At 71.3% G+C, this 19,591-nt stretch carries 12 protein-coding genes; 7 read left to right on the forward strand and 5 right to left on the reverse strand.

What is annotated here, in order from left to right; genetic code table 11:
• Window positions 1–51 precede the first annotated feature (51 nt).
• Window positions 52–996, reverse strand: coding sequence for a glycosyltransferase family 2 protein (locus ACK3BB_RS19480; RefSeq protein ID WP_428926306.1), 945 nt, complete (start codon window positions 994–996; stop codon window positions 52–54).
• Window positions 997–1,295: 299 nt separating this feature from the next.
• Between ACK3BB_RS19480 and ACK3BB_RS19485 the strand changes: the two genes are divergently transcribed.
• Window positions 1,296–2,378, forward strand: a complete 1,083-nt coding sequence (locus tag ACK3BB_RS19485; RefSeq protein WP_428926307.1) for a GNAT family N-acetyltransferase — start codon at window positions 1,296–1,298, stop codon at window positions 2,376–2,378.
• A 10-nt stretch (window positions 2,379–2,388) separates the two neighbouring features.
• Here ACK3BB_RS19485 and ACK3BB_RS19490 read toward each other — a convergent pair whose 3' ends face one another.
• From ACK3BB_RS19490 to ACK3BB_RS19500, 3 genes are all read right to left on the reverse strand, one after another.
• Window positions 2,389–3,678, reverse strand: a complete 1,290-nt coding sequence (locus tag ACK3BB_RS19490; protein ID WP_428926308.1) for a glycosyltransferase family 4 protein — start codon at window positions 3,676–3,678, stop codon at window positions 2,389–2,391.
• On the reverse strand, window positions 3,675–5,318 hold the full coding sequence (locus ACK3BB_RS19495) for a hypothetical protein (protein WP_428926309.1): 1,644 nt from the start codon (window positions 5,316–5,318) through the stop codon (window positions 3,675–3,677). The genes ACK3BB_RS19490 and ACK3BB_RS19495 overlap by 4 nt, the downstream gene beginning before the upstream one ends.
• Before the next feature lie 137 nt (window positions 5,319–5,455).
• A complete protein-coding gene (locus ACK3BB_RS19500; RefSeq protein ID WP_428926310.1) occupies window positions 5,456–6,892 on the reverse strand; it encodes a hypothetical protein in 1,437 nt (478 codons plus the stop codon).
• Window positions 6,893–7,546: 654 nt separating this feature from the next.
• Between ACK3BB_RS19500 and ACK3BB_RS19505 the strand changes: the two genes are divergently transcribed.
• From ACK3BB_RS19505 to ACK3BB_RS19515, 3 genes are read left to right on the forward strand one after another with little or no spacing between them, the layout of a single operon-like run.
• On the forward strand, window positions 7,547–9,634 hold the full coding sequence (locus ACK3BB_RS19505; RefSeq protein ID WP_428926311.1) for a GumC family protein: 2,088 nt from the start codon (window positions 7,547–7,549) through the stop codon (window positions 9,632–9,634).
• Window positions 9,635–9,652: 18 nt separating this feature from the next.
• Window positions 9,653–11,302 (forward strand): glycosyltransferase, encoded by a 1,650-nt coding sequence (locus ACK3BB_RS19510; protein ID WP_428926312.1) that lies wholly within the window; start codon window positions 9,653–9,655, stop codon window positions 11,300–11,302.
• A gap of 8 nt (window positions 11,303–11,310) precedes the next feature.
• Window positions 11,311–12,726, forward strand: a complete 1,416-nt coding sequence (locus ACK3BB_RS19515) for an oligosaccharide flippase family protein (protein ID WP_428926313.1) — start codon at window positions 11,311–11,313, stop codon at window positions 12,724–12,726.
• 63 nt (window positions 12,727–12,789) lie between these two features.
• Here the strand turns inward: ACK3BB_RS19515 and ACK3BB_RS19520 are convergent, their stop codons facing one another.
• The gene (locus ACK3BB_RS19520; RefSeq protein ID WP_428926314.1) at window positions 12,790–14,367 is read right to left on the reverse strand and encodes a glucosamine inositolphosphorylceramide transferase family protein; all 1,578 of its coding nucleotides are present in this window, start codon (window positions 14,365–14,367) and stop codon (window positions 12,790–12,792) included.
• Window positions 14,368–14,688: 321 nt separating this feature from the next.
• Here ACK3BB_RS19520 and ACK3BB_RS19525 point away from each other — a divergent pair, with 321 nt between their 5' ends.
• The 3 genes from ACK3BB_RS19525 (at window position 14,689) to ACK3BB_RS19535 (ending at window position 19,551) form a co-directional block, all read left to right on the forward strand.
• The gene (locus tag ACK3BB_RS19525) at window positions 14,689–15,243 is read left to right on the forward strand and encodes a hypothetical protein (RefSeq protein WP_428926315.1); all 555 of its coding nucleotides are present in this window, start codon (window positions 14,689–14,691) and stop codon (window positions 15,241–15,243) included.
• Between the two features lie 205 nt (window positions 15,244–15,448).
• Window positions 15,449–15,928 carry a (2Fe-2S)-binding protein gene (locus ACK3BB_RS19530; RefSeq protein WP_428926316.1) on the forward strand — a complete coding sequence of 160 codons (480 nt, stop codon included), beginning with the start codon at window positions 15,449–15,451 and terminating at the stop codon, window positions 15,926–15,928.
• The gene (locus ACK3BB_RS19535; protein WP_428926317.1) at window positions 15,925–19,551 is read left to right on the forward strand and encodes a molybdopterin cofactor-binding domain-containing protein; all 3,627 of its coding nucleotides are present in this window, start codon (window positions 15,925–15,927) and stop codon (window positions 19,549–19,551) included. The genes ACK3BB_RS19530 and ACK3BB_RS19535 overlap by 4 nt, the downstream gene beginning before the upstream one ends.
• The last annotated feature ends 40 nt before the right edge of the window (window positions 19,552–19,591 follow it).

Below are 19,591 nucleotides of genomic sequence, written 5' to 3' on the forward strand. Positions count from 1 at the left end.
CCGGTTCCGTTTCGCAAACAATCCGTCGGCCTCCGGCCGGCCCGGCCCGACTCACCATTGCAGGATCCTTTCCGGATCGGCCCGCCCGGCCAGGATGTCGCCCAGCCCGCGCCAGTTGCCGCGCATCCGCCCGGCCCGGTCGATCCAGGGCTCGGGGCGCAGGGCGCGGGCATGGTTGGCGGCCATGTTGCGCAGGGCCAGGGCCAGGGCATGGCCGGCGGTCACGTTCCCCTTGCGCCAGAGGTAATGCATGTTGACGACCTGGCTGTAGCCCAGCCGCTCGCCATTGGCCTCGCGCCCGGTCTTGGTGCCCAGGTGCACCCCGGTAAAGGCCGGGGTCTCGATCCGCCGTCCGGCCAGGCGGGCGGCGAAATCGACGTCTTCCTGCCAGCCGTAGAGCGGCAGCCGTTCGTCGAACTCGATCCCGGCGATGGCGGCGCGCCGGAAGGCCATGTTGCACCCGTAAAGGCCCAGCGTGTCGCGGCGGATCTCGGGCACGACACCGGGGGCACGGGGATGGGCCATGTCCCAGTCATCCAGCATGCGGCGGGCCGTTTCGGGCGCGATGCCCGGGCCGCTGATCCCGTCGGCGATCAGCGCACCGGTCACGCCGTCGACATCGCGGTGACAGGCCATCACGTCGGCCAGCCCGGCCAGGGCATGGCGCGAGGGGAAGAAATCGTCGTCATAGCAGACCACGTGGTCGATCCCCTCGGGCAGCGCCCGCAGCGCGGCGTTGCGCTGCGCGCAAGACCCCGGCGGGGCGATCAGGACACGGCCGTCGATGCGCGGGTCGAGCAGCCTGTCGAGATCGAAATCGGCATCCTCGGGCGCGGTCACGGCGATGACCAGGGCCACGGGCAGCAGGCTCTGGCGGTTCAGGTAGGGGATCATCTGGGCCAGGATGGCCGAACGCCCCTTGGACGCGATGACCACGGCAATGCGCGCGTCGGGGATCGTGGCCGGCGTGACTTCGGGCCGGGTGGTCGGAGCCACGGCCGAAGCTCCTTCCGGCCGTGTTCCGGATGTCAGGGGCGTCGGCGCTTGGGACCGGGCGCCGGGTGTCGTGGGCGGGGTGACTTCGGGCCGGGTGGCAGAGGTCATGGGCGGCACTCCTTCGGGCCGGGGGTGACGACCGTGGCGGGGGCGGCTGCGCAGCTTTGCCCCGGCTGTTCCTCAATCCTGTCGCCTTTGGCTGCTATGCCCATCACAGGCAGGCGCGCGGCCGCCGACCGGGCGGCCGGCCCGGTCCGGCGGCATGGCCCCGGGCGACAGGTTTGGCTATGGGCAGGCGCATGACGACGGATCAGCGGATGGAACGGATCACGGCCGACGAGCTCGACAGCGGGCTGATCGCCCGTTGGCGCGCCCTGCAGGGCGCCGAAAGCGGTTACCGCAGCCCGTTCTTCTCGGTCGAATTCCTGCAGATCGTCGCCCGCCACCGCAGGGACGTTGAAATCGGCCTGCTGCGCGACGGCCCAGCGATCACCGGTTTCCTGCCCTTCCACCGTCGCCCCGGCGGGCGCGGCGTGCCGCTGGCCGGGCCGATCGCCGATTACCAGGGCCTGCTGGGCCGTGCGCCGGGCGGGCTGCGGCCGGCCGAGATGCTGGGCGCCTGCGGGCTGAGCCATTACGATTACGACCATGCCCTGGGCAGCAGCACGATCTTCCGCGAGGCGGCCTTTCGCCGGACGGCCTCGCCACTGATCGAACTGGGCGGCGGGTTCGACGGCTGGCACGGCGCGCGGCGCAAGGCCACCAGCGCGATCCGCAACACCGAGCGCAAGATGCGCAAGATGGACCGCGAGATCGGACCGCTGCGCTTTGATCCCGACAGCCGCGATCCGGCAGCCTGGGACAGCCTGATCGGCTGGAAACGCGCGGCGCTGGCCGACAAGGGCGTGGCGCTGATCCTCGACACGCCCTGGGTGCAGGGTGTGACCGGCGACATCCGCGCGACCGAAGGGCCGGGTCTGGCCGGACGGCTGTCGACACTGCATGCCGGCGACCGGCTGGTGGCCGTGCATTTCGGCATGCGCTCGGACCGGGCCTGGCACTGGTGGTTCCCGGCCTTCGACCCGGCCATGTCTGCCTATTCGCCGGGCCTGGCCCTGTTGCTCATGTGCGCCCGCCAGGCCGCGGCCGAGGGGCTGGACGAGCTGGACCTGGGCCGGGGCACCGAACGCTACAAGCGCGAGTTCGCCTCGGGCGCGCGGGATCTCTGCGAAGGCTCGCTGGAGCGGGCCACCGCCCCGTCCGGCGCGGCGCGCCGGCTGCGCAAGGCCCTGCACCGACTGGCCGGCCCCATCCTTGCCGAACGCCACCTGGACCTCAAGCGCCGGGCGTTCAACCGGCTGCTGCGCGCCGGACGGCTGTGAGAACCCGGCCCTAGACATCGCCGGCTCCGGCCAATGCCCGGGCATAGAGCGCGACCAGCCCGTCGGCCCAGGCCGCCGGCGTCAGGGCCAGGGCATCGCCCCGGGTCATGCCACGCTCGCTCATCCTCCGCAGGTCGTCGACGGCCATGTCGCGCATGCGGGTCATCGCCGCGTCCATCGCCGCGGGATCAAAGACATCAAAGGCCAGCCCCACGCCCAGCCGTTCGACATCGCCGGCCAAAGCCCCGGTCTGCGAGACCAGAACCGGCAGGCCGGACTTGACCGCCTCGGCGATGACCAGCCCGAAGGGCTCGGGGTGATGCGAGGGCACGACAAGCGCCCGGGCATCGCGGACCAGCGCGCCCATGTCGTCGGGGCTGCGCCAGCCGGCCAGCTCGACCTCGGGGTGATCGCGGCGGATGCGCCGGACCAGCGCACCGTCACCGATCAGGCGCAGGGGCTGGCCCGTCCGCCGGGCCGAGCGCACCAGGTCCATCACGCCCTTGTCCTCTTCGAGCCGGCCGACATAGACCAGCCGGTGGTTGGTCTCGGCCGGCACGCGGGTGTCGCAATAGGGCCGGGCCGGGTTGCGCAGCACGTGCAGCAGGCCGGCCGGATAGCCCGCCCGTTCGAACCCGGCGACCTGGCGGGGATGGATGGCGATGATCCCGCCCCAGGGCGCGTGCCGGTCGAGGCAGCGATAGAGCACGCCATGCCGGGCCGCGCGCCACAGCTTGTGCGGATAGCTGCGCTTGTCGCAATGGGTGCGCAGGCAATCCGCGCCCAGGGGCACCCGCTGGCAGACCGCGAGATGGCGGTAATCCATGTACATGCCGTTGGGACAGGCCAGGAAGCTGTCATGGGCGTGCAGCAGGCAGCGCCCGGCCACCGGGCGCAGGGCCTGAAAGATCGCAGGGGTCAGGATCTGCGACCAGTTGTGGACGTGATAGACCACCCCCGGCCCGTCCAGCCGGGCGATGGCCGCGGCGACCATGGCCCGGGCATCGGGATCGTGCAGGCCCCGGGTCGCAGCCTGGTGGCGCGGCCGGTTCAACAGGTCGGCGCCCCCGGCGGCGATGACCTCGACGCCCAGTTCGGCCAGCTCGGGATTGTCGCCGGCATCGCCGGTGATCAACGTGACGGCCATCCCCCGTGCGCGCAGCATGCGCAGGGCCGACAGCATCAGCACGGCGGCCCCGCCATTGGGCCGGCAATGATCGTTGATCATGACCACCCGGCTTGGTTCCGGCGCCGCGACCGGCTTGGCGGTCGGTGCCGTTATGGGGGCAAGGCGGGTCATTCGGCGCGCCTCAGCGTGATGCGCAGGTCGGTGTGATCGCCCGTTGCGTTCCGGTTCGGGCCCAGCACGATGTCCAGCACCTGGCCCGCCCGCAACGGCACCGCCCGGGCGCCCAGCCGGTCGGGCCGGGTCAGCAGGCGGCGGCTGAGCTCGCGGCCGTCGCGTTCCAGGGCCAGGGTCACGCCGTCCTCGCTGGCCTCCGAGGGCGCGGCGCCGATTTCGACTTCGACCAGCAGATCGGCCGGCGCGGTGTAGCGATAGACGATTTCCAGCGGATCGTCCGGCCCCCAGGCCGAAGGCCGGGCCCAGCCGGCGCCCACCCGCAGGCTGCCGTCGTCGTCGAACCCCAGGTAGGGCGTCCAGGGCACGCCATCGGCCTCCTGCCCGGGCCGGGGGACCAGCGGCAGGGCCGCGCCCGCGCGACGGACAAAGACATCCGGCCCGCCTTCCTGGGGAAACTGGTCGAAGCTATCGGCCAGCACCCGCTGGGGGCCCAGCCGCACGCCGCCGCCCAGGCGGGGATCGGGGCCGATGATGACCAGCGGATCGGCACGGTCCAGCACCACCGGCGCGGCCACCGGCCGGCCAAGCACGTCCAGCGCGACATGGTCCGGCCCCAGGGTCACGGCCCGGGGGGCTCCCCAGATCACCAGGGTATCCTCGCCGAAACGGCAGGCATAGGTGAAGGCATCGGGCGCCACGTCGCGCACCGGGCGGCCTTCGAGCCGGGCCAGGATCAGCGCCCAGGCCGCCCCGGTGGCCGTGATCGCACCATCCGCGCCGACCAGCGGCACCAGCCCGTCGCCGCGCGGGCTGAACGGGTACCAATCGGCCCGGGTGACCCCGGCCAGGGCCATCTGGCAATAATAGCGCACCAGGTAGCCCGGCGCGGCGGTGGCATCCTTCGTGCCGAACTCGGTCACCGCCAGGGGCATGTCGGCCAGCCCGGGCACCCGGCGCAGCACGGCCACCTGGCGGCGGAACTGCTCGGGCGCGGTGGTATAGGGATGCAGGACGAAGGCATCCATATGCGCCCCGGCCCCGGCCGCCATCACCGCCCGGGCCCAGGCCACGGGCACCGAATGGGCCGCCCCGCCCAGCACGGTGATGCCGGGCCGTTCGGCCCGGGCGGCGGCGGCAGTGCGCGCCAGCAGATCGACATAGACCCGCGCACGGGCCGCCATGTCGCCGGGCCAGCCCTGGGTGCTGGCGAAGTCGTGGGAATTGTATTCGTTGCCCACCTCGATCGCGTCGATCAGGGGAAAGGCGCGCAGGATGCGGGCGTGATAGCTGGCAAAGGCCGCCTGGCCGTCGGTTGTCCGGGGAGCGCGGCCGCCGTCGTGGGCGGGATGGCCGGTATAGCCCAGCAGGGTCATCGCCGCCCCGCGCCCGGCCAGCACGCGCGGATAGCTTTCGCGCGGCGAGCTGAAGGCCAGGGTGCCGTCGGCCTGTTCGACATGGTTCCAGATGACCTCGTCGCGGAACCGCAGGATGCCGATGTCGGCCCCGGCGGCCACGGCCTCGGGTTGCCAGCTCTGGCCGAAATTCGACGCCGCGCCCAGCTTCGGCCCGCGCAGCTCGGCCATGGCCGGCCCCCCGCCCAGTCCTGCAACCAGCCCGGAAGCCAGTCCGATGCCCATCCCCAGGACTGCCCTGGGAACCAAGCCAACACCCAAACCGGCAGCCGGCCTGACGACCGGCACAACGCTCCCCCCGACACCCGGCCCAACGCCCCGCCCGGCGGCCGCCAGCGCGCCGCAGATCGCCTGCACCAGCCTCATGTGCGGCCCAGCCTGTGGCTGACCGGCACCGGCAGGGCCGTGGCCGGCGGGGTGGCCGGCAGGACAACCGCGCTGCGCGACAGGCCGACGACCAGCCCGGCCAGCACGAAGAAGATCGTGCCCAGGTTGGGCGTGGCCGCCGTGGGCATGGCCGCCACGATCTGGGCCAGGCAGGCGACCTTGAGCGCCTGGATGACATGGTCGCGCCGGGTGTTGCCGCTGTGGGCCGGGGCGCGGAACATCGACGCCAGGAAGGCCAGGTAGGCCGCCGTGCCGATCAGGCCCAGGCTGCCCAGGCAGGACACCAGCCAGTTCGACGCCCGCACGCTGCCCAGCCCGGCGCCGATCATCCAGGTGTCGGTGAAATTGCGCAGGGCCTGCACGTTCCAGCTCATCCGCTCGACGCCGCTGTCGCTGGCCAGCTTGTTCAGCAGCGTATCGTCGAGGAATTCGGTGACCGCCGGCACCAGCTGGTAGCCGGTCGCGATGGCCACGCCCAGAAGCCAGGTGCCGATGATCATCCAGACCAGCAGCCCGGCCACCCGACGCGAGAACGCCCCCCGGGCGGCAACCCAGAGCAGCCAGCAGGAATACAGCCCGAGCAGGCCGATCAGGGCGACATAGGCCCCCGAGGATGTCGAGCGCAGGACACAGAAACCGGTCATGGCAAACATCGCCGTGACCAGCCTCGACCGGGGCGCAACCGTCCAGTAATGCAGCCAGAATCCCAGCAGGACGACCGAGAAGGCGCCAAAGGCCGACGCCTCGGGCATGCCGCCGACCATGCGCTTGATCCCGGCCATCGTGTGCTGGGTGGCCATGGCGTAATTGGCCGTGCGGATCGGGTCCATCAGGTCGGGCAGACCGACAAAGGACGACAGGACATCAACCAGGCCCAGCCCGAAATTGAGGCTGGTGCAGACGACCATGGCCTTCAGCACGGCGCCCTCGTCGGGCCGCACGCGGTACAGCGTGGCCACGGCCAGGAAACAGGCCGCCGACAGCAGCATGTAGAAACTCTGGGTGATGTTGCCGCTGTTGGGCCGCAGCGGGATCGAGATAATGCGATCCTCGTTGACGTCGCGCGACAGGCCGAAAATGTCCGTCGCGCCGGAAAAGACCCGGGGAAAGAACGCCGCCGAGAGCACACCGTAGAGGATGACCAGCAGCAGCCAGAACCCCGGCTGCCCCGGGCGCAGGGTGCCCAGCAGCCGGTCGGGCCCGCCGGGCGAGGCGGCGGCGATCAGCAGCACGACACAAAGGGTCAGCTCCAACTGGCCGATCGTCGCGCCGCCGAGCGCGGGCAGGTTCAGCGCCGCCGCCGCGCCGAAGGGCGCCAGCCCCACGAAGGCCCAGAGCCCGCGATAGGGCCCCACCGCCAGCAGGGTGGCAATGGCGGCAAGCGCCAGGAATGTGCTGGGTACGATCTCCAACCGGGACCCCGAGTTTCAAGACGGCGTGGTGGCCCGCCAAGCTTGCGTTCCACCGGCTGACCGGGGGGAGACGACCCCGCCCGGCTGCCACGTTGCCGCCACAATCACCGCCCCCTGAGGTGATGCGGCCCCCCGTCTTTGTCAAATTCTTTGCCCGCATCCCTGGCCCGGTCAGCGCAGAATTCAGACCGCCGCCCGGTTGATTGCCCCGTCCTCCGGCAGGCACCCTGTGCCGGGAGGCAGGCCGGCGGCCATGGGAAGGGACGAATTTAGTCAATCGAAAACAAGGCGATAGCCCTGCGCGTTCAAGACACGCCCCGGCCCGGCGCCGGGATGGGCGGAGATCTGCCACATCTGAAGAATCGTGAAATCACGGCAAAATGATGGCCCGGGCCACGCCGTGCCGTTTCGGAAACGAAAGACCCTCTCGTTAAGGATTATTAACCTTCACAGGGTTAATCTTCGTATTTTGACCACATTCGTTGACTTTCCGTGGGGTCGCACCTTTTTGAATGAACACAGTTAACCGTTTCCGGTCGTCAGGCCCCATGAAGCGGCAGAACACCTGCGGCGCACACTCACGCGCTCCGCGTCGGGCCCGGCGGTGACAACCGGCCCCGGCGTGACGACCAGCCTACCTGGGATGGGCAAAGGATGAACACGGCTTTCACCCGATCCGAGCAGATGCGGATCGACCCGGCCTTGCGTGCCGGACAGAAACCGCGCGACCCCGACGCGATCGAATTGCGCGGGCTGCTGCGGCTGTTTGCCCGGCGCTGGAAGCTGATCTTCGGCGCGGCCATCGTTGCGGCCGTCTGCGTCTACCTGGCCGTGGCGCAGATGACCCCGGTCTACTCGGCCCAGGCCAAGGTGCTGCTCGATCCCGGCGGGGCGCAGCTGTTGACCGGCGACGAGCTGTTGCAGACCCGGACGCCGTCGCAACAGGTGATCAACGGCGAGCTGGCCATCCTGCGGTCCAACCTGCTGATCGAGGATGTCATCGGCCAGCTGGGCGCCGAGAGGGTGCTGACCATCGCGCCCGACCTGGCCGCCCTGCCCGCCGACCAGCAGATGGATGCGCTGGTCTGGGCGGTGCGCGAACGGCTGGCGGTCTATGCCGAGAACGACAGCTATGTCATCGCGCTGTCGTTCCAGTCGCCCGATCCGGCGCTGGCCCGCGATTTCACCAACACCCTGGCCGACCGCTACCTGGTGCGCCAGACCGAGACCCGGCGTGAAACCATCCGCCAGGCCGCGACCTGGCTCGAGGAACGGCTGCGCGTGCTGGGCGCCGAGGTGGCCACCAGCGAGGAACAGGTGGCCCAGATGCGCACCGACAGCCTGATCGCAAATGGCGGCACGCTGGAAAACGCCTCGCAACAGATCGCCCGGCTGAACAACCAGCTGGTCGAGGCCCGCGCCCAGCGGGCCACGGCCGAGGCCCAGGTGCGCCAGCTGGAAGAGGCGCTGGATGCGGGCGGGGCGCTGGGAGCGGTGGGCGTGGTGACCAGCCCGGCGCTGGAGGACCTTCAGACCAAGGCCGTCGAGCTGCGCCAGCAAGAGGCCAGCTGGGCCCAGTCGGTCGATGTCGACCATCCCCGGCGGGCGGCCATCCTGCGCGAGCTGGAACAGGTCGACAAGGAAATGTCGGCCGAGGTCCAGCGCATCCTGCAGAAGCTGCGCGGCGAATTCGAGGTCGCCCGGCTGAGCGAACAGAGCCTGGGCGAGACGATCATGCGCATGGAAGAGCGCGTGGTGGCGATTTCCCGGGGCGAGATTTCCCTGCGCCAGCTGGAACGCGAGGCCCAGACCGCGCGCCAGACCTACGAGGCGCTGTTGTCGCGGCTGACCGACACGCGGACGCAGGAGCGGATGCAGACATCGGAAGCGCGGATGATCGAGCGGGCCACCCTGCCGGTCACGCCCAACGCCCCGCGCCCCAAGCTGATGGCCGCGCTGGCCGGGTCGGTGGTCTTTGCCGTGGTGGCCGTGGCGGTATTCCTGACCGAGATGACGGCCACGACCTTCCGCTCGGCCGGCGAGGTGCGCAGCGAGACCGGCCTGCCGGTGCTGGCCGCCCTGCCCGACGGGCGCTGGGACGGTCCGCGCGCCTGCCTGGACGCCCTGCGCGACGATCCCTACGCGCCGTTTTCCGAGGCCATGCGCAAGCTGCGCACGCGGCTGATGATGCGCGACGAATATGCCATATCGACCTCGGCCGTGGTGCTGTCGTCGGTCCCGGGCGAAGGCCGCAGCACGGTGGCCCTGGCCCTGGCCGACATGGCCGTGCGCGCCGGCCGTTCGGCCATCGTCGTCGATTGCGACCTGCGCGAGATGGGCATCGGCCAGCAGATGGGCTGGTGGGCCGATCACGACCTGGCCGACGTGCTGGCCGGGGTGGCCCGGGTCGAGGACGCGATCTGCCAGCCGGCCGACACCGGGTTCGACGTGCTGGTCAATGCCCGGCCCCATCCCGACGTGGCCGAAGAGCTGACGGCCATGGCCCTGAAACCGGTGATCGAACAGCTCAAGACGATCTACGAAGTGGTCATCCTGGAAGGCCCGGCGCTGCTGGCCGCCGCGGATTCCATCATCGTCGCCAAGGCGGCGGACAGCTGCATCTACGTGGTCGAACACGACCGGACCGAGCGCAGCGCGGTGCAGGACGGGCTTGGCCTGCTGCACGAAATGCAGGTGCCCATCGAGGGTGTCGTGCTGAACCGGGTTCCGGCAGGGACCTGACAGGAAGGTAAGAAGACCATGGGCCAATCCGACAGCCCTGAGATGATGCGCCGCGCGGCCTGGACCGACCGGCCCGGCGAACCGGCCAATGCCAACGCCAATGCAGCCGGGTCGGCCGGCACCCCGCGCCGCGAGGCCGGCGGCCTGTCCGCCCCGGGGATCAACCGGCGGGCCCGGCCCCGGGTGGCGCTGATCCACTACTGGCTGGTCGGCATGCGCGGCGGCGAGAAGGTGCTCGAAGCGCTCTGCCGGATGTTCCCCGAGGCCGAGATCTTCACCCATGTCTACGCGCCCGAAAAGGTCAGCCCGCTGATCCGCAGCCACAAGGTCCACACCACGTCGATCGCCCGCCTGCCCCTGGCCACCCGGCTTTACACCAAGTACGTCTCGCAGATGCCCCGGGCGCTGGAAGAGCTCGACCTGAGCGGGTTCGACCTGGTGATCTCGTCGGAATCCGGGCCGGCCAAGGGCGTGATCCCCCAGCCCGAGGCGCTGCACCTGTGTTACGTGCATTCGCCCATGCGCTACATCTGGGACCATTACGGCATCTACCGGCGCAATGCCGATCCGATCACCCGGCGCATGATGGCCCCGCTGACCTCGCAGCTGCGCCTGGCCGACGTGGTCAGCGCCGCCCGGGTCGACGGCTTTGCGGCCAATTCGCGCTTTGTCCAGCAGCGGGTGATGAAATACTGGCGCCGGCCGTCGCGGGTGATCCACCCGCCGGTCGACGTGGCCCGGTTCCACCCCGCCCCCGACACCGAGGTCGGGTCGTTCTATCTCTATGCCGGCGAACTGACGGCCTACAAGCGGCCCGACCTGGCCATCGAGGCGTTCAACCGGCTGGGCCTGCCGCTGGTCGTCATCGGCGGGCCTTCGCGGGCCGAACATGCCCTGGCGCGCAAGGCCGGGCCGAACATCCGCTTTCTCGGCCGGGTATCCGACGACAAGCTGCGGCGCTACTTCGCGGCTTGCCGGGCGCTGGTCTTCCCGGGCGAGGAGGATTTCGGCATCCTGCCGGTCGAGGTCATGGCCGCCGGGCGGCCGGTGATCGCCTATGGCAAGGGCGGCGTGCTGGATTCGGTGATCGAAGGCGAGACCGGGCTGTTCTTCGACGAACAGAGCGCCGAGGCGCTGGTCGAGGCCGTCGAGGCCTTCGAGGCCCATCACCTGCATGCGCTGGACAACCGCCGGATCATTGCCCATGCCCAACGTTTCGACGAGGCCCATTTCCGCGCCGGCATGGCCGGGTTCCTGGCTGATCACGGCATGGCGGTCGATCTGCCCGAGGCCAGGATCGGAGCGCGGCCCGACGCGCGCACGGCCACGGCCACGGCCGCTGGCTCCCGGCCGGTCACGGGGAACGTCACTGGACAAATCACTGGGCAAATCACTGGGCAAGCCACCGTGCCAGGCACCCTGCCCGGCACCGAGCAAGACACCGGGCTTGGCACGCGGCCCGGAGGCCGCACGGCCGGCGCAACCGACGGGCGGACAGGCGGCACGACCGACGGGCGCGAGGGCGCCCCGGACAGCCCCGGCCACAGCGGCCGTGGCGGTTCCGACACTGGCGGCCAAGGCGGCGGGCACGGCGACAGCCATGACGGCCGGCGCGACAGCGGCCCGACCATCACCCGCGGCCCGGCGCCCCTGCGCCATACCGGCTAGGCCCGGCGATGCTGCGCACGCTCACCTCGGCCTTTGCCATCGGCGTTGCCGCGCGGATCACCGCGCAGGTGGCCAGCTTCGTGCTGATCCTCGTGGCCTCCCATGCCCTGGACCTGGCCCAGTTCGGCAGCTACGCCATTGCCTCGGCCCTGATGGTGATCGCCACGACGCTGGTCTACACCGGCATCTACCACCTGTTGCTGCGCACCGACGACCTTGACCGCGACCGCGACACGTTCTTCCTGATGCAGCTGGCCATCGGCGGCGCCGGCGCCCTGCTGATGGCCGGGCTGGGCCTGGCCATGGGCGGATTCGCCGCCGGCGGCACGGCCATGGCCCTGCTGGCCCTGGCGCCCAATCCCGCCCTCTCGGCCCTGTCGGCCTGGCTGGAGGCCCAGCTGGTGCGCGACCGGCGCATCCGCACCACTGCCCTGGCCGTGCTGATGTCGGAACTGGCCGCCCTGGCCACCTCGGTTGCCATGTTCCACGCGGGTTACAAGATCGAAGCCCTGATCGCCGGGCGCTATGCCGCCATGGCCCTGGTGTTGCTGGTCTACCTGGCCGTTTTGCGCCGCCTGCCCCGTCCGCGCTTTCGCCGCGACAGCGCCCGGCGCGGGCTGCAGCAGGCCTGGCCGCTCTGGGGCTCGTCGGGCCTGGGCATGCTGTCGAATTACGGCGCCGACCTGGTGCTGGGCGCCTTTCTCAGCCCGGCGGCCGTGGGCGCCTATCGCGCCGGGTCGCGGGTGGCCAATACCGCCGCCGACGTGGTGCTGCAGCCGCTGGGCACCATCAGCTGGGCCCGGTTCGCCCGGCTGGAAACCACGGCCAACCGGGCCGAGATCCGTGGGGCCTGGAAGGAAAACCTGGCCCTCTGCGTGGCCATTCTGGCCCCGGCCATGCTCAGCGTCAGCCTGCTGGCCCCGGGCATCGTGTCGGTGCTGCTGGACCCGGCCTGGGGCGCCGCGGCGGGGGTGGTGGCCATCCTGGCCCTGTCCCGTTCGGTCGACGCGCTGGTCTTCCTGCTCGAACCGACGCTGACCTGCCTGGGCCGGGGACGACTGCAATTCCTGGTCCGGCTGGGTGACGCCGCGCTGCTTGTCGTGCTGCTCCTGAGCCTGGGCCGGTTCTCGGCCGAGGCCGCGGCCTGGGCGATCCTGCTCAAGGCCGTGCTGACCGGGGTGGCCGCGATGTGGGTGATGTGTGCCGCGCTGCAGGTGCGCCCGGCCGACCTGGCCGAGATCCTCGCCCCGGGGCTGGGGCTGGCGCTGGTCTGCCTGCTGGTCATCATCACCCTCGGAGCCATGCCCCTGGCCCGGGGGCCGGCGGCCGAGCTGTTCCTGACGGCCGGCGCGGTGATCGTGACCTGGGCGCTGGCCGTGGCCGGGCTGATGCGCGGGCGCTGGCTGGTGCTGCCGACGCCCTGACGCCTTGCTCTCGGTCCCCGCCCTGTGCGTCTCATCCTGACCGCGCCCCGCGCCCCGCCCGGCCTAGCGCCGGCGCATGTCGAACAGGACAACCCCGTCCAGCGCATCCACGTGGTGCAACCCGATCAGCCCGCCGATCCCGGCGTTCTCCGGAGTCACGTGGCGCACCGGCCGTTCGCGATAGGTGGTTTCGCTCAGCGCCTCGATCTCGGCGATGACCAGCCCGTAGCCATAAGTGCCATGGGTGTTGTCCTGCGCCGTGCGATAGAGCCGTCCGCCCCGGGCAAAGACCCGCCCGCCGCCCCGCGCCGAGCCCGCGCCGATGACCACCGGGTTCAGCGGATGGGGCGTCACATGGCGCAGCTGCGGGCCGTCGACGCGGTAGAGATGCAACTCGGAACAATGATCGCCGAAGCCGTCACGGCAGAGATTGGTGAAGAGCCACCATTGCCCGTCCCGTTCGACCAGCGTGCTGTCGGCCGGCGCCAGCCCCTCCAGCGCGGTGGCCTGCAATTCCCAGCGCATGGGGAAATCGACCGCCCGCCAGATTTCGAGCCGGCCGGTTTGGTGGCTTTCCGGCAGCATCAGGATGTCGGTGCCATGGCGGAAGACAAAGGGATAGGACAGGTGGTGATCCGGGGCCAGGACCGGGCCGAGATGGGTCAGCTGGCCGTCAACGATGCGCCCGGCGGCGATATGGCCGCGGCCGGTGGCGTAATCATAGACCTCGTAGAAGGCATGCAGGCCGGTGTCGTGGGCAACAAGGAAGGGATCGGCCCAGTACTGGCCGGCGGGAGCGTCGAAGATGCGGGCCGAGGCCGGGTCGAAATCGAGCGGATCGCCGGTGGCCAGGCCCAGGCAGAAGCGGCCCGGACGGCCGCCGGCGCGCGCCCTCAGCCGGTCGACCAGGCGGCGGCCGGCCTGGGCGCAGGCACGGGCGAGATAGCCCGGCAGGCGCGACGGGCGGGGCGGCTCGGGCGACGGCTCGGGCGACGGGGCCGGTGCGGCGGAGAGAGGCTGGCCCAGCGACAGCCGGGCCAGCTCGCGTTCGATCAGCTGCACGGCCTTTTCCCGCTGGAAGGCCCGGTTGCGCGTGGCGATGAACTTGGTGTCATAGCCGGCCCGCGCGATCACCTGCCAGGGGCCGCCACCGGGGCCGAGCGCGGACAGGCTTGCCGCCCCTTCCGGCGCGGCGCGCATCGCCGGGGCCAGCCCGGCGGCGGGATCGGCGGTGCTCAGCCGCCACAGCCCGGACGTGGCCAGCCCGGCCAGGGTATCGGGCGCGGTGCCGGCGAGGTCGATGACCACGTCGAGGCCGGGCGGTCCGGCGGGCCGGGCCATGTCCAGCCGGGCAAGGCCCGGGCGTTGCGCATCGAACCGCGGCGTGGCCGGCGCGGCGACGCGCCCGAAGATCCGCGCCTCGGCCCGCATGTAGCGCCCCAGCAGGCCGGGCAGATCGGGCGGGCCGGGACATTCGGCCAGGGCAGCGATGCGGATGTGATCGGCCCCGGCCAGCGTTTCGACCAACCGGGCGCATCCGGCCTCGCCCCGCCAGCCCTCGGGCAACACGAGGGCCAGGCGCAATATGCGGCGCGGCGCGGGGGTTTCGGGCCGGGAAACGGGGGCGATCGCTACGGTCATGACCGGGGCATCCTTTCGCAGCCTTCCCCGGGGGGCAAGGCTGGCACCCGACATCGCACCAGGGGGCCGCATGGATGACCCGAATGCGCAACAATCACGCCATAAGGGAAATATTTATCACGATTGAGATTCAATTCCTGGCCATAAATCACCCCCCTGAAGCCGCGGAAAAGCCCATGAATGCAAGGCCCTGACCGATATCGGGCGGTTCCCGGCGCGGAAAACTCCACCTTTGCGGGAATCGTTGACGAAACAACACGTTGTGTGTTTCTTCGACCGCGTTCGGAACATTATTCCACAGGTCGGCCACCGGGGGGACCGATGAGCGACAAGCGCAACCGGCCGGCCGCCCCGGCCAGCCCCGATGCACAGGCCGAAACCATCCTGGACCGCCTGGCCCGGTTTGCCGCGCCGGAGGGGGCCGAAGAGACCGAGATAGACCGGCTGGACCGGGTGATGCGCGCGGTCGAAGACCACCTGGACAAGGCCCGAGTCACGGCCCGCGACATGGCCGAAGGCGAGGCCCTGCTGGCCCGGTTCCACCAGGCCCTGGCCGAGGTCGATGCGGCCATCGCAAGGCGCCGGGCGGTGCGCGACATGATCCGCGAGGATCTGCGCGGGCTCGAAGCAATGGTCCCCGCCTGCCCTGCGCCCTCCCTCGCCGCCGCCCTGCATGCGGCGCGGGCGGCGGTGGAGCTGGCGATCACCGGTCCGGCCAACGCGGCCGCCCGGCAGGCCGTTGATGACCTGGCCAGGGCCATTGCCACCGCCGGCCCGGCGATGCGCCCCGATGTGTCGCCCCCGACGCGCCCCGGACAGGATGACAGGAAGGATGACGGGCAGCACTCGGGGCCCGATGACAGGCCGCCGGGCTGACCGCCCCACTGCCAAGCCCGACAGCCGCCGAAAAATCCGTCACCCGGCCCGCGCCCCGGCCCTGGCCCCGGCATGGGCGACAGGGGCATATTGACGGGACGGGGGTAAGACGAATTTATTCGTGTACAAACGCAATGGGGAGCCACGCCGCCACCCACCCGGCCCGACGCGGCCCGGACGGGCGCGCGCCGCGACAAAGACACGGATGACCACGGAATTCACGGTGAACGGCCAGGACGTGGCGGTGGATGTGCCGCCGGGCACCCGCCTTCTGGAAGTGCTGCGCAACGACCTGGGCCTGAACGGGCCGAAATTCGGCTGCGGCTACGGCCAGTGCGGCGCCTGTTCGGTGCTGGTCGACGGCCAGGTCGCCCGGGCCTGTGTCATGCCCGTCGAGGCGGCCCGGGGCCGCGCCGTGACCACGCTGGAAGGGCTGGCCGGTCCGGGCGGGCCACACCCGGTTCAGCAGGCCTTTGTCGCCTGCCAGGCCGCGCAATGCGGCTATTGCCTGAACGGCATGATCATGCAGAGCGTGGCCCTGCTGGCCGCCCATCCCGATCCCGACGAGGCCACGATCCGCCGGGCCCTGCGCGACAATCTCTGCCGCTGTGGCACCCACCTGGAAATCCTGGCCGCCGTGCGCCGGGCCGCGGCCATGATGGCCGATGCGGAGGGCGGGGCATGAGCGGCGGACCGGCGGTCGATCCGCGCCTGACCATCTGGCGCAAGGGGCCGGACGGGCCCGAGACGCTGTTGCAGATCGACGCCCGGGGCGCGGTCACCGGGTTCAATGGCCATGTCGACCTGGGCACCGGCCTGCGCACGGCGCTGATCCAGATCGTGGCCGAAGAGCTGGACCTGGCGCCCGGCCAGGTGACCATGGTCATGGGCGACACCGCCCGCACCCCCGACCAGGGCCCGACCATCGCCTCGGAATCGATCCAGATCGCGGCCGTGCCCCTGCGCCAGGCCGCGGCCCAGGCCCGGCATATCCTGGGCCTGCGCGCCTCGGCCCGGCTGAACGCCGCCCCCGACGAGCTGCGCTTTGCCGACGGCCGGGTGGCCTCGGCCCAGGGCCAGGTCACCCTGGCCGAACTGCTGGCCGGCCCGCCCGAACGGGCCGAGCTGGACCCCGGCGTGCAGGTCAAGGCGCCGGCCGATTACCGGCTGGTCGGCACGGGAACGCCCCGGGTCGACATTGCCGGCAAGGCCACCGGGGCCTGGAGCTATGTCCATGACGTGCGCCTGGCCGACATGCTGCACGGCCATGTCATCCGCCCGCCCTATGCCGGGCGCGACAGCGGCGATTTCATCGGCCGCAGCCTGCTGGGGTTCGACGAAGCGGCGGTGGCCGGGATGCCCGGTTTTGTGGCCGTGGTGCGGCTGGGCGATTTCCTGGGCGTCGTGGCCGAGCGCGAAGGCCAGGCCCGCGAGATCGCCCGCGCCCTGCCCGTCCAATGGGCAACGCCGCCCGATCTGCCCGACCTGTCGGACATCCCCGGCACCTTGCGCGACCTGCCCTCGACGCCCCGCCTGCTGCAAGACCGTGGCGATGTCGACGGCGCGCTCGACCGGGCGGCCACCCGGCTGACCCGCAGCTATGTCTGGCCCTGGAACCTGCATGGCTCGATCGGGCCGTCCTGCGCCGTGGCCCATTGGCAGGGTGACCGGCTGGTGATCTGGTCGGGCACCCAGAACCCGCACATGCTGCGCGGCGACATCGCCCGGCTGATGGACCTGCCCGCCCCGTCGGTCGAGATCATCCGCCACGAGGCCGCGGGCTGTTTCGGGCGCAATTGCGCCGACGATGTCTGTGGCGATGCGGCGCTGCTGTCGCGGGCGGTGGGCCGGCCGGTGCGGGTTCAGCTGACCCGCGAACAGGAACACCTGTGGGAGCCCAAGGGCGCGGCCCAGCTGATGGATGTCAGCGGTGGGCTGGACGCCGCAGGGAATTTCGACGTCTACGATTTCGAGACCCGCTATCCGTCGAACCGCGGGCCCAACCTGGCCCTGCTGCTGACCGGGGTCATCGACCCGGCGCCAACGCCGTCGGACATGGGCGACCGCACGTCGATCCCGCCCTATGTCGTGCCCAACCTGCGCGCGGTGGTCCATGACATGGCGCCGATCGTGCGGGCCAGCTGGTTCCGGGGCGTGTCGGCCATGCCCAATTCCTTTGCCCATGAGTGTTTCGTCGACGAGCTGGCCGCCGAGGCCGGCGAAGACCCGGTGGCTTTTCGCCTGCGCCACATCGACGATCCGCGCACGGCCGAGCTGATCCGGCGCACGGCCGAGGAAGGCGGCTGGCAAGAGCGCAGCACCCCCCGCATGGAGGGCGATGGCGACATTGCCCGGGGCCAGGGCTTTGCCCATGCGACCTATGTGCATGGCACCTTCCCCGGCGTGGCCGCGGCGCAATCGTCCTGGCTGGCCGACGTGTCGGTCAACCGGCGCACCGGCGAGGTCGTGCTGGACCGCATCGTCGTGGGCCAGGATTCCGGCCTGATGATCAATCCCGACGGGGTGCGCCACCAGCTGCACGGCAATGTCGTGCAATCGATCAGCCGGACCATGGGCGAGGCCGTGAGCTTTGACCGCCAGGGCCCGACCGACCGCGAATGGGGCGGCTATCAGCTGGCCCGGTTCGAGACCCTGCCCGAGGTGCAATCCTTCCTCGTCGAACGGCCCGAAGAGCCACCCCTGGGGGTCGGCGAAAGCGCGGCGATCCCCTCGGCCGCGGCGATTGCCAACGCGATCTACGATGCCACCGGCGTACGCATGCGCGAGCTGCCCTTCACGCCCGAACGGGTCAAGGCCGCGCTGGACGGCGCCACGATGCCCCCACCCGGCGTGCTGCCCGCCCCGCCGCCCCGGCGCGGCTGGCGCGGCTTGGCCCGGGGCGCCGGAGCGGCGCTGGCCGGCGGGCTGATGGCCGGAGCCCTGGGCCTGGCCGTGCGGGCCGAGCTGCCCCGGGTGCCAAGGGCCGAGGCGCTGTGGTCGGCCGAGACGCTGGAGCGCGGCCGGCTGCTCTTTGCCGCCGGCGATTGCGCCACCTGCCACACCGCCGAGGGCGGCGTGCCCCTGGCCGGCGGGCGGGCGATGGAGACGCCCTTCGGCACGGTCTACACGACCAACCTGACGCCGGACCCCGAGACTGGCCTGGGCGCCTGGTCCTACCCGGCCTTTGCCCGGGCCATGCGCGAGGGCGTGTCGCGCGACGGCCGCCATCTCTACCCGGCCTTTCCCTATACCTCCTTCGCGCGGATGACCGAAGGCGACCTGCAGGCGCTTTATGCCTATGTCCAGTCGCTCGATCCGGTGGTCGCCCCGACGCCCCCGGCCCGGATGATGGCCCCGGTCAACCTGCGCCCGGCCATGGCCGCCTGGAACGCGCTGTTTCATGATGCCACGCCGATGACCGCCGATCCGACGCGGTCCGAGGCCTGGAACCGGGGGGCCTACCTGGTGGAAAGCGTGGGCCATTGCTCGGCCTGCCATTCGCCGCGCAACGTGCTTGGTGCCGAACGGTCGGGCGCCGCGCATCTGTCGGGCGGGTCGGTCGACGGCTGGATCGCCCCGGCGCTGAATGGCAGCGGCCCGGCCCCGCTGGCCTGGACCGAGGCCGATTTCCTGGCCTACCTGCGCGACGGCGTGTCACCGCGCCACGGGGCGGCCGGCGGGCCGATGGCCCCGGTCATCGCTGAACTGGGCGCCCTGCCGGATGCGGATCTGCAAGCCATGGCCACCTATCTCGCCTCGCTGGCGGAACCGGCGGAAACGGCCGCCGCCGATGCGCCTGTTGCCGCCGTGGCCTTTGCCGATGCACCCTCTTCAGGTGCGCTTTCTACAGGTGCGCCCTCCGCCGCTGCGGCCTCCGTTGCTACGGCCCGTGCCACCATGGCCTCCACCGATACGGCCGCCGTCGATGCGCCCCCCACCGATGCAACCCTGCCCGACAGCGACCAGCTGCTGGAGGCCGCCACCGGCCCGGCGGCCCGGCTGTTCCGGGCGTCCTGCGGATCGTGCCACATCGCCGGGCCGGTGGCCTCGGCCACGGCTGCGCGCGTGCCTCTGGGCTTGTCATCGGCGGTGCATGCGGCCGGGCCCGAAAACCTGGTGCGCGTGATCCTGCAAGGCATGCCGGCCGTGGGCACCCGTGATCCCCGGGCCATGCCGGGCTTTGCTGAGGCGCTGAGCGACGACAATATCGCGGCGCTGGCCGAATACCTGCGGCAGACCCTGGCACCTGGCAAACCGGCCTGGCCGGACCTCGCCGGGGCCGTCGCCCGGGCCCGCGCCGCGCCATAACCCGACCCCGCACCCTGGCCCAACCCGTGGTGGGTCCACG

The sequence above is a fragment of the Marinibacterium sp. SX1 genome, assembly GCF_050389775.1.
Classification (GTDB): Bacteria; Pseudomonadota; Alphaproteobacteria; order Rhodobacterales; family Rhodobacteraceae; genus Marinibacterium.

Coding starts and splice junctions, on each gene's coding strand:
- ACK3BB_RS19485 (WP_428926307.1), top strand. CDS start 1,296: ATGACGACGGATCAGCGGATGGAACGGATCACGGCCGACGAGCTCGAC.
- ACK3BB_RS19490 (WP_428926308.1), bottom strand. CDS start 3,678: ATGACCCGCCTTGCCCCCATAACGGCACCGACCGCCAAGCCGGTCGCG.
- ACK3BB_RS19495 (WP_428926309.1), bottom strand. CDS start 5,318: ATGGGCATCGGACTGGCTTCCGGGCTGGTTGCAGGACTGGGCGGGGGG.
- ACK3BB_RS19505 (WP_428926311.1), top strand. CDS start 7,547: ATGAACACGGCTTTCACCCGATCCGAGCAGATGCGGATCGACCCGGCC.
- ACK3BB_RS19510 (WP_428926312.1), top strand. CDS start 9,653: ATGGGCCAATCCGACAGCCCTGAGATGATGCGCCGCGCGGCCTGGACC.
- ACK3BB_RS19515 (WP_428926313.1), top strand. CDS start 11,311: ATGCTGCGCACGCTCACCTCGGCCTTTGCCATCGGCGTTGCCGCGCGG.
- ACK3BB_RS19520 (WP_428926314.1), bottom strand. CDS start 14,367: ATGACCGTAGCGATCGCCCCCGTTTCCCGGCCCGAAACCCCCGCGCCG.
- ACK3BB_RS19525 (WP_428926315.1), top strand. CDS start 14,689: ATGAGCGACAAGCGCAACCGGCCGGCCGCCCCGGCCAGCCCCGATGCA.
- ACK3BB_RS19530 (WP_428926316.1), top strand. CDS start 15,449: ATGACCACGGAATTCACGGTGAACGGCCAGGACGTGGCGGTGGATGTG.
- ACK3BB_RS19535 (WP_428926317.1), top strand. CDS start 15,925: ATGAGCGGCGGACCGGCGGTCGATCCGCGCCTGACCATCTGGCGCAAG.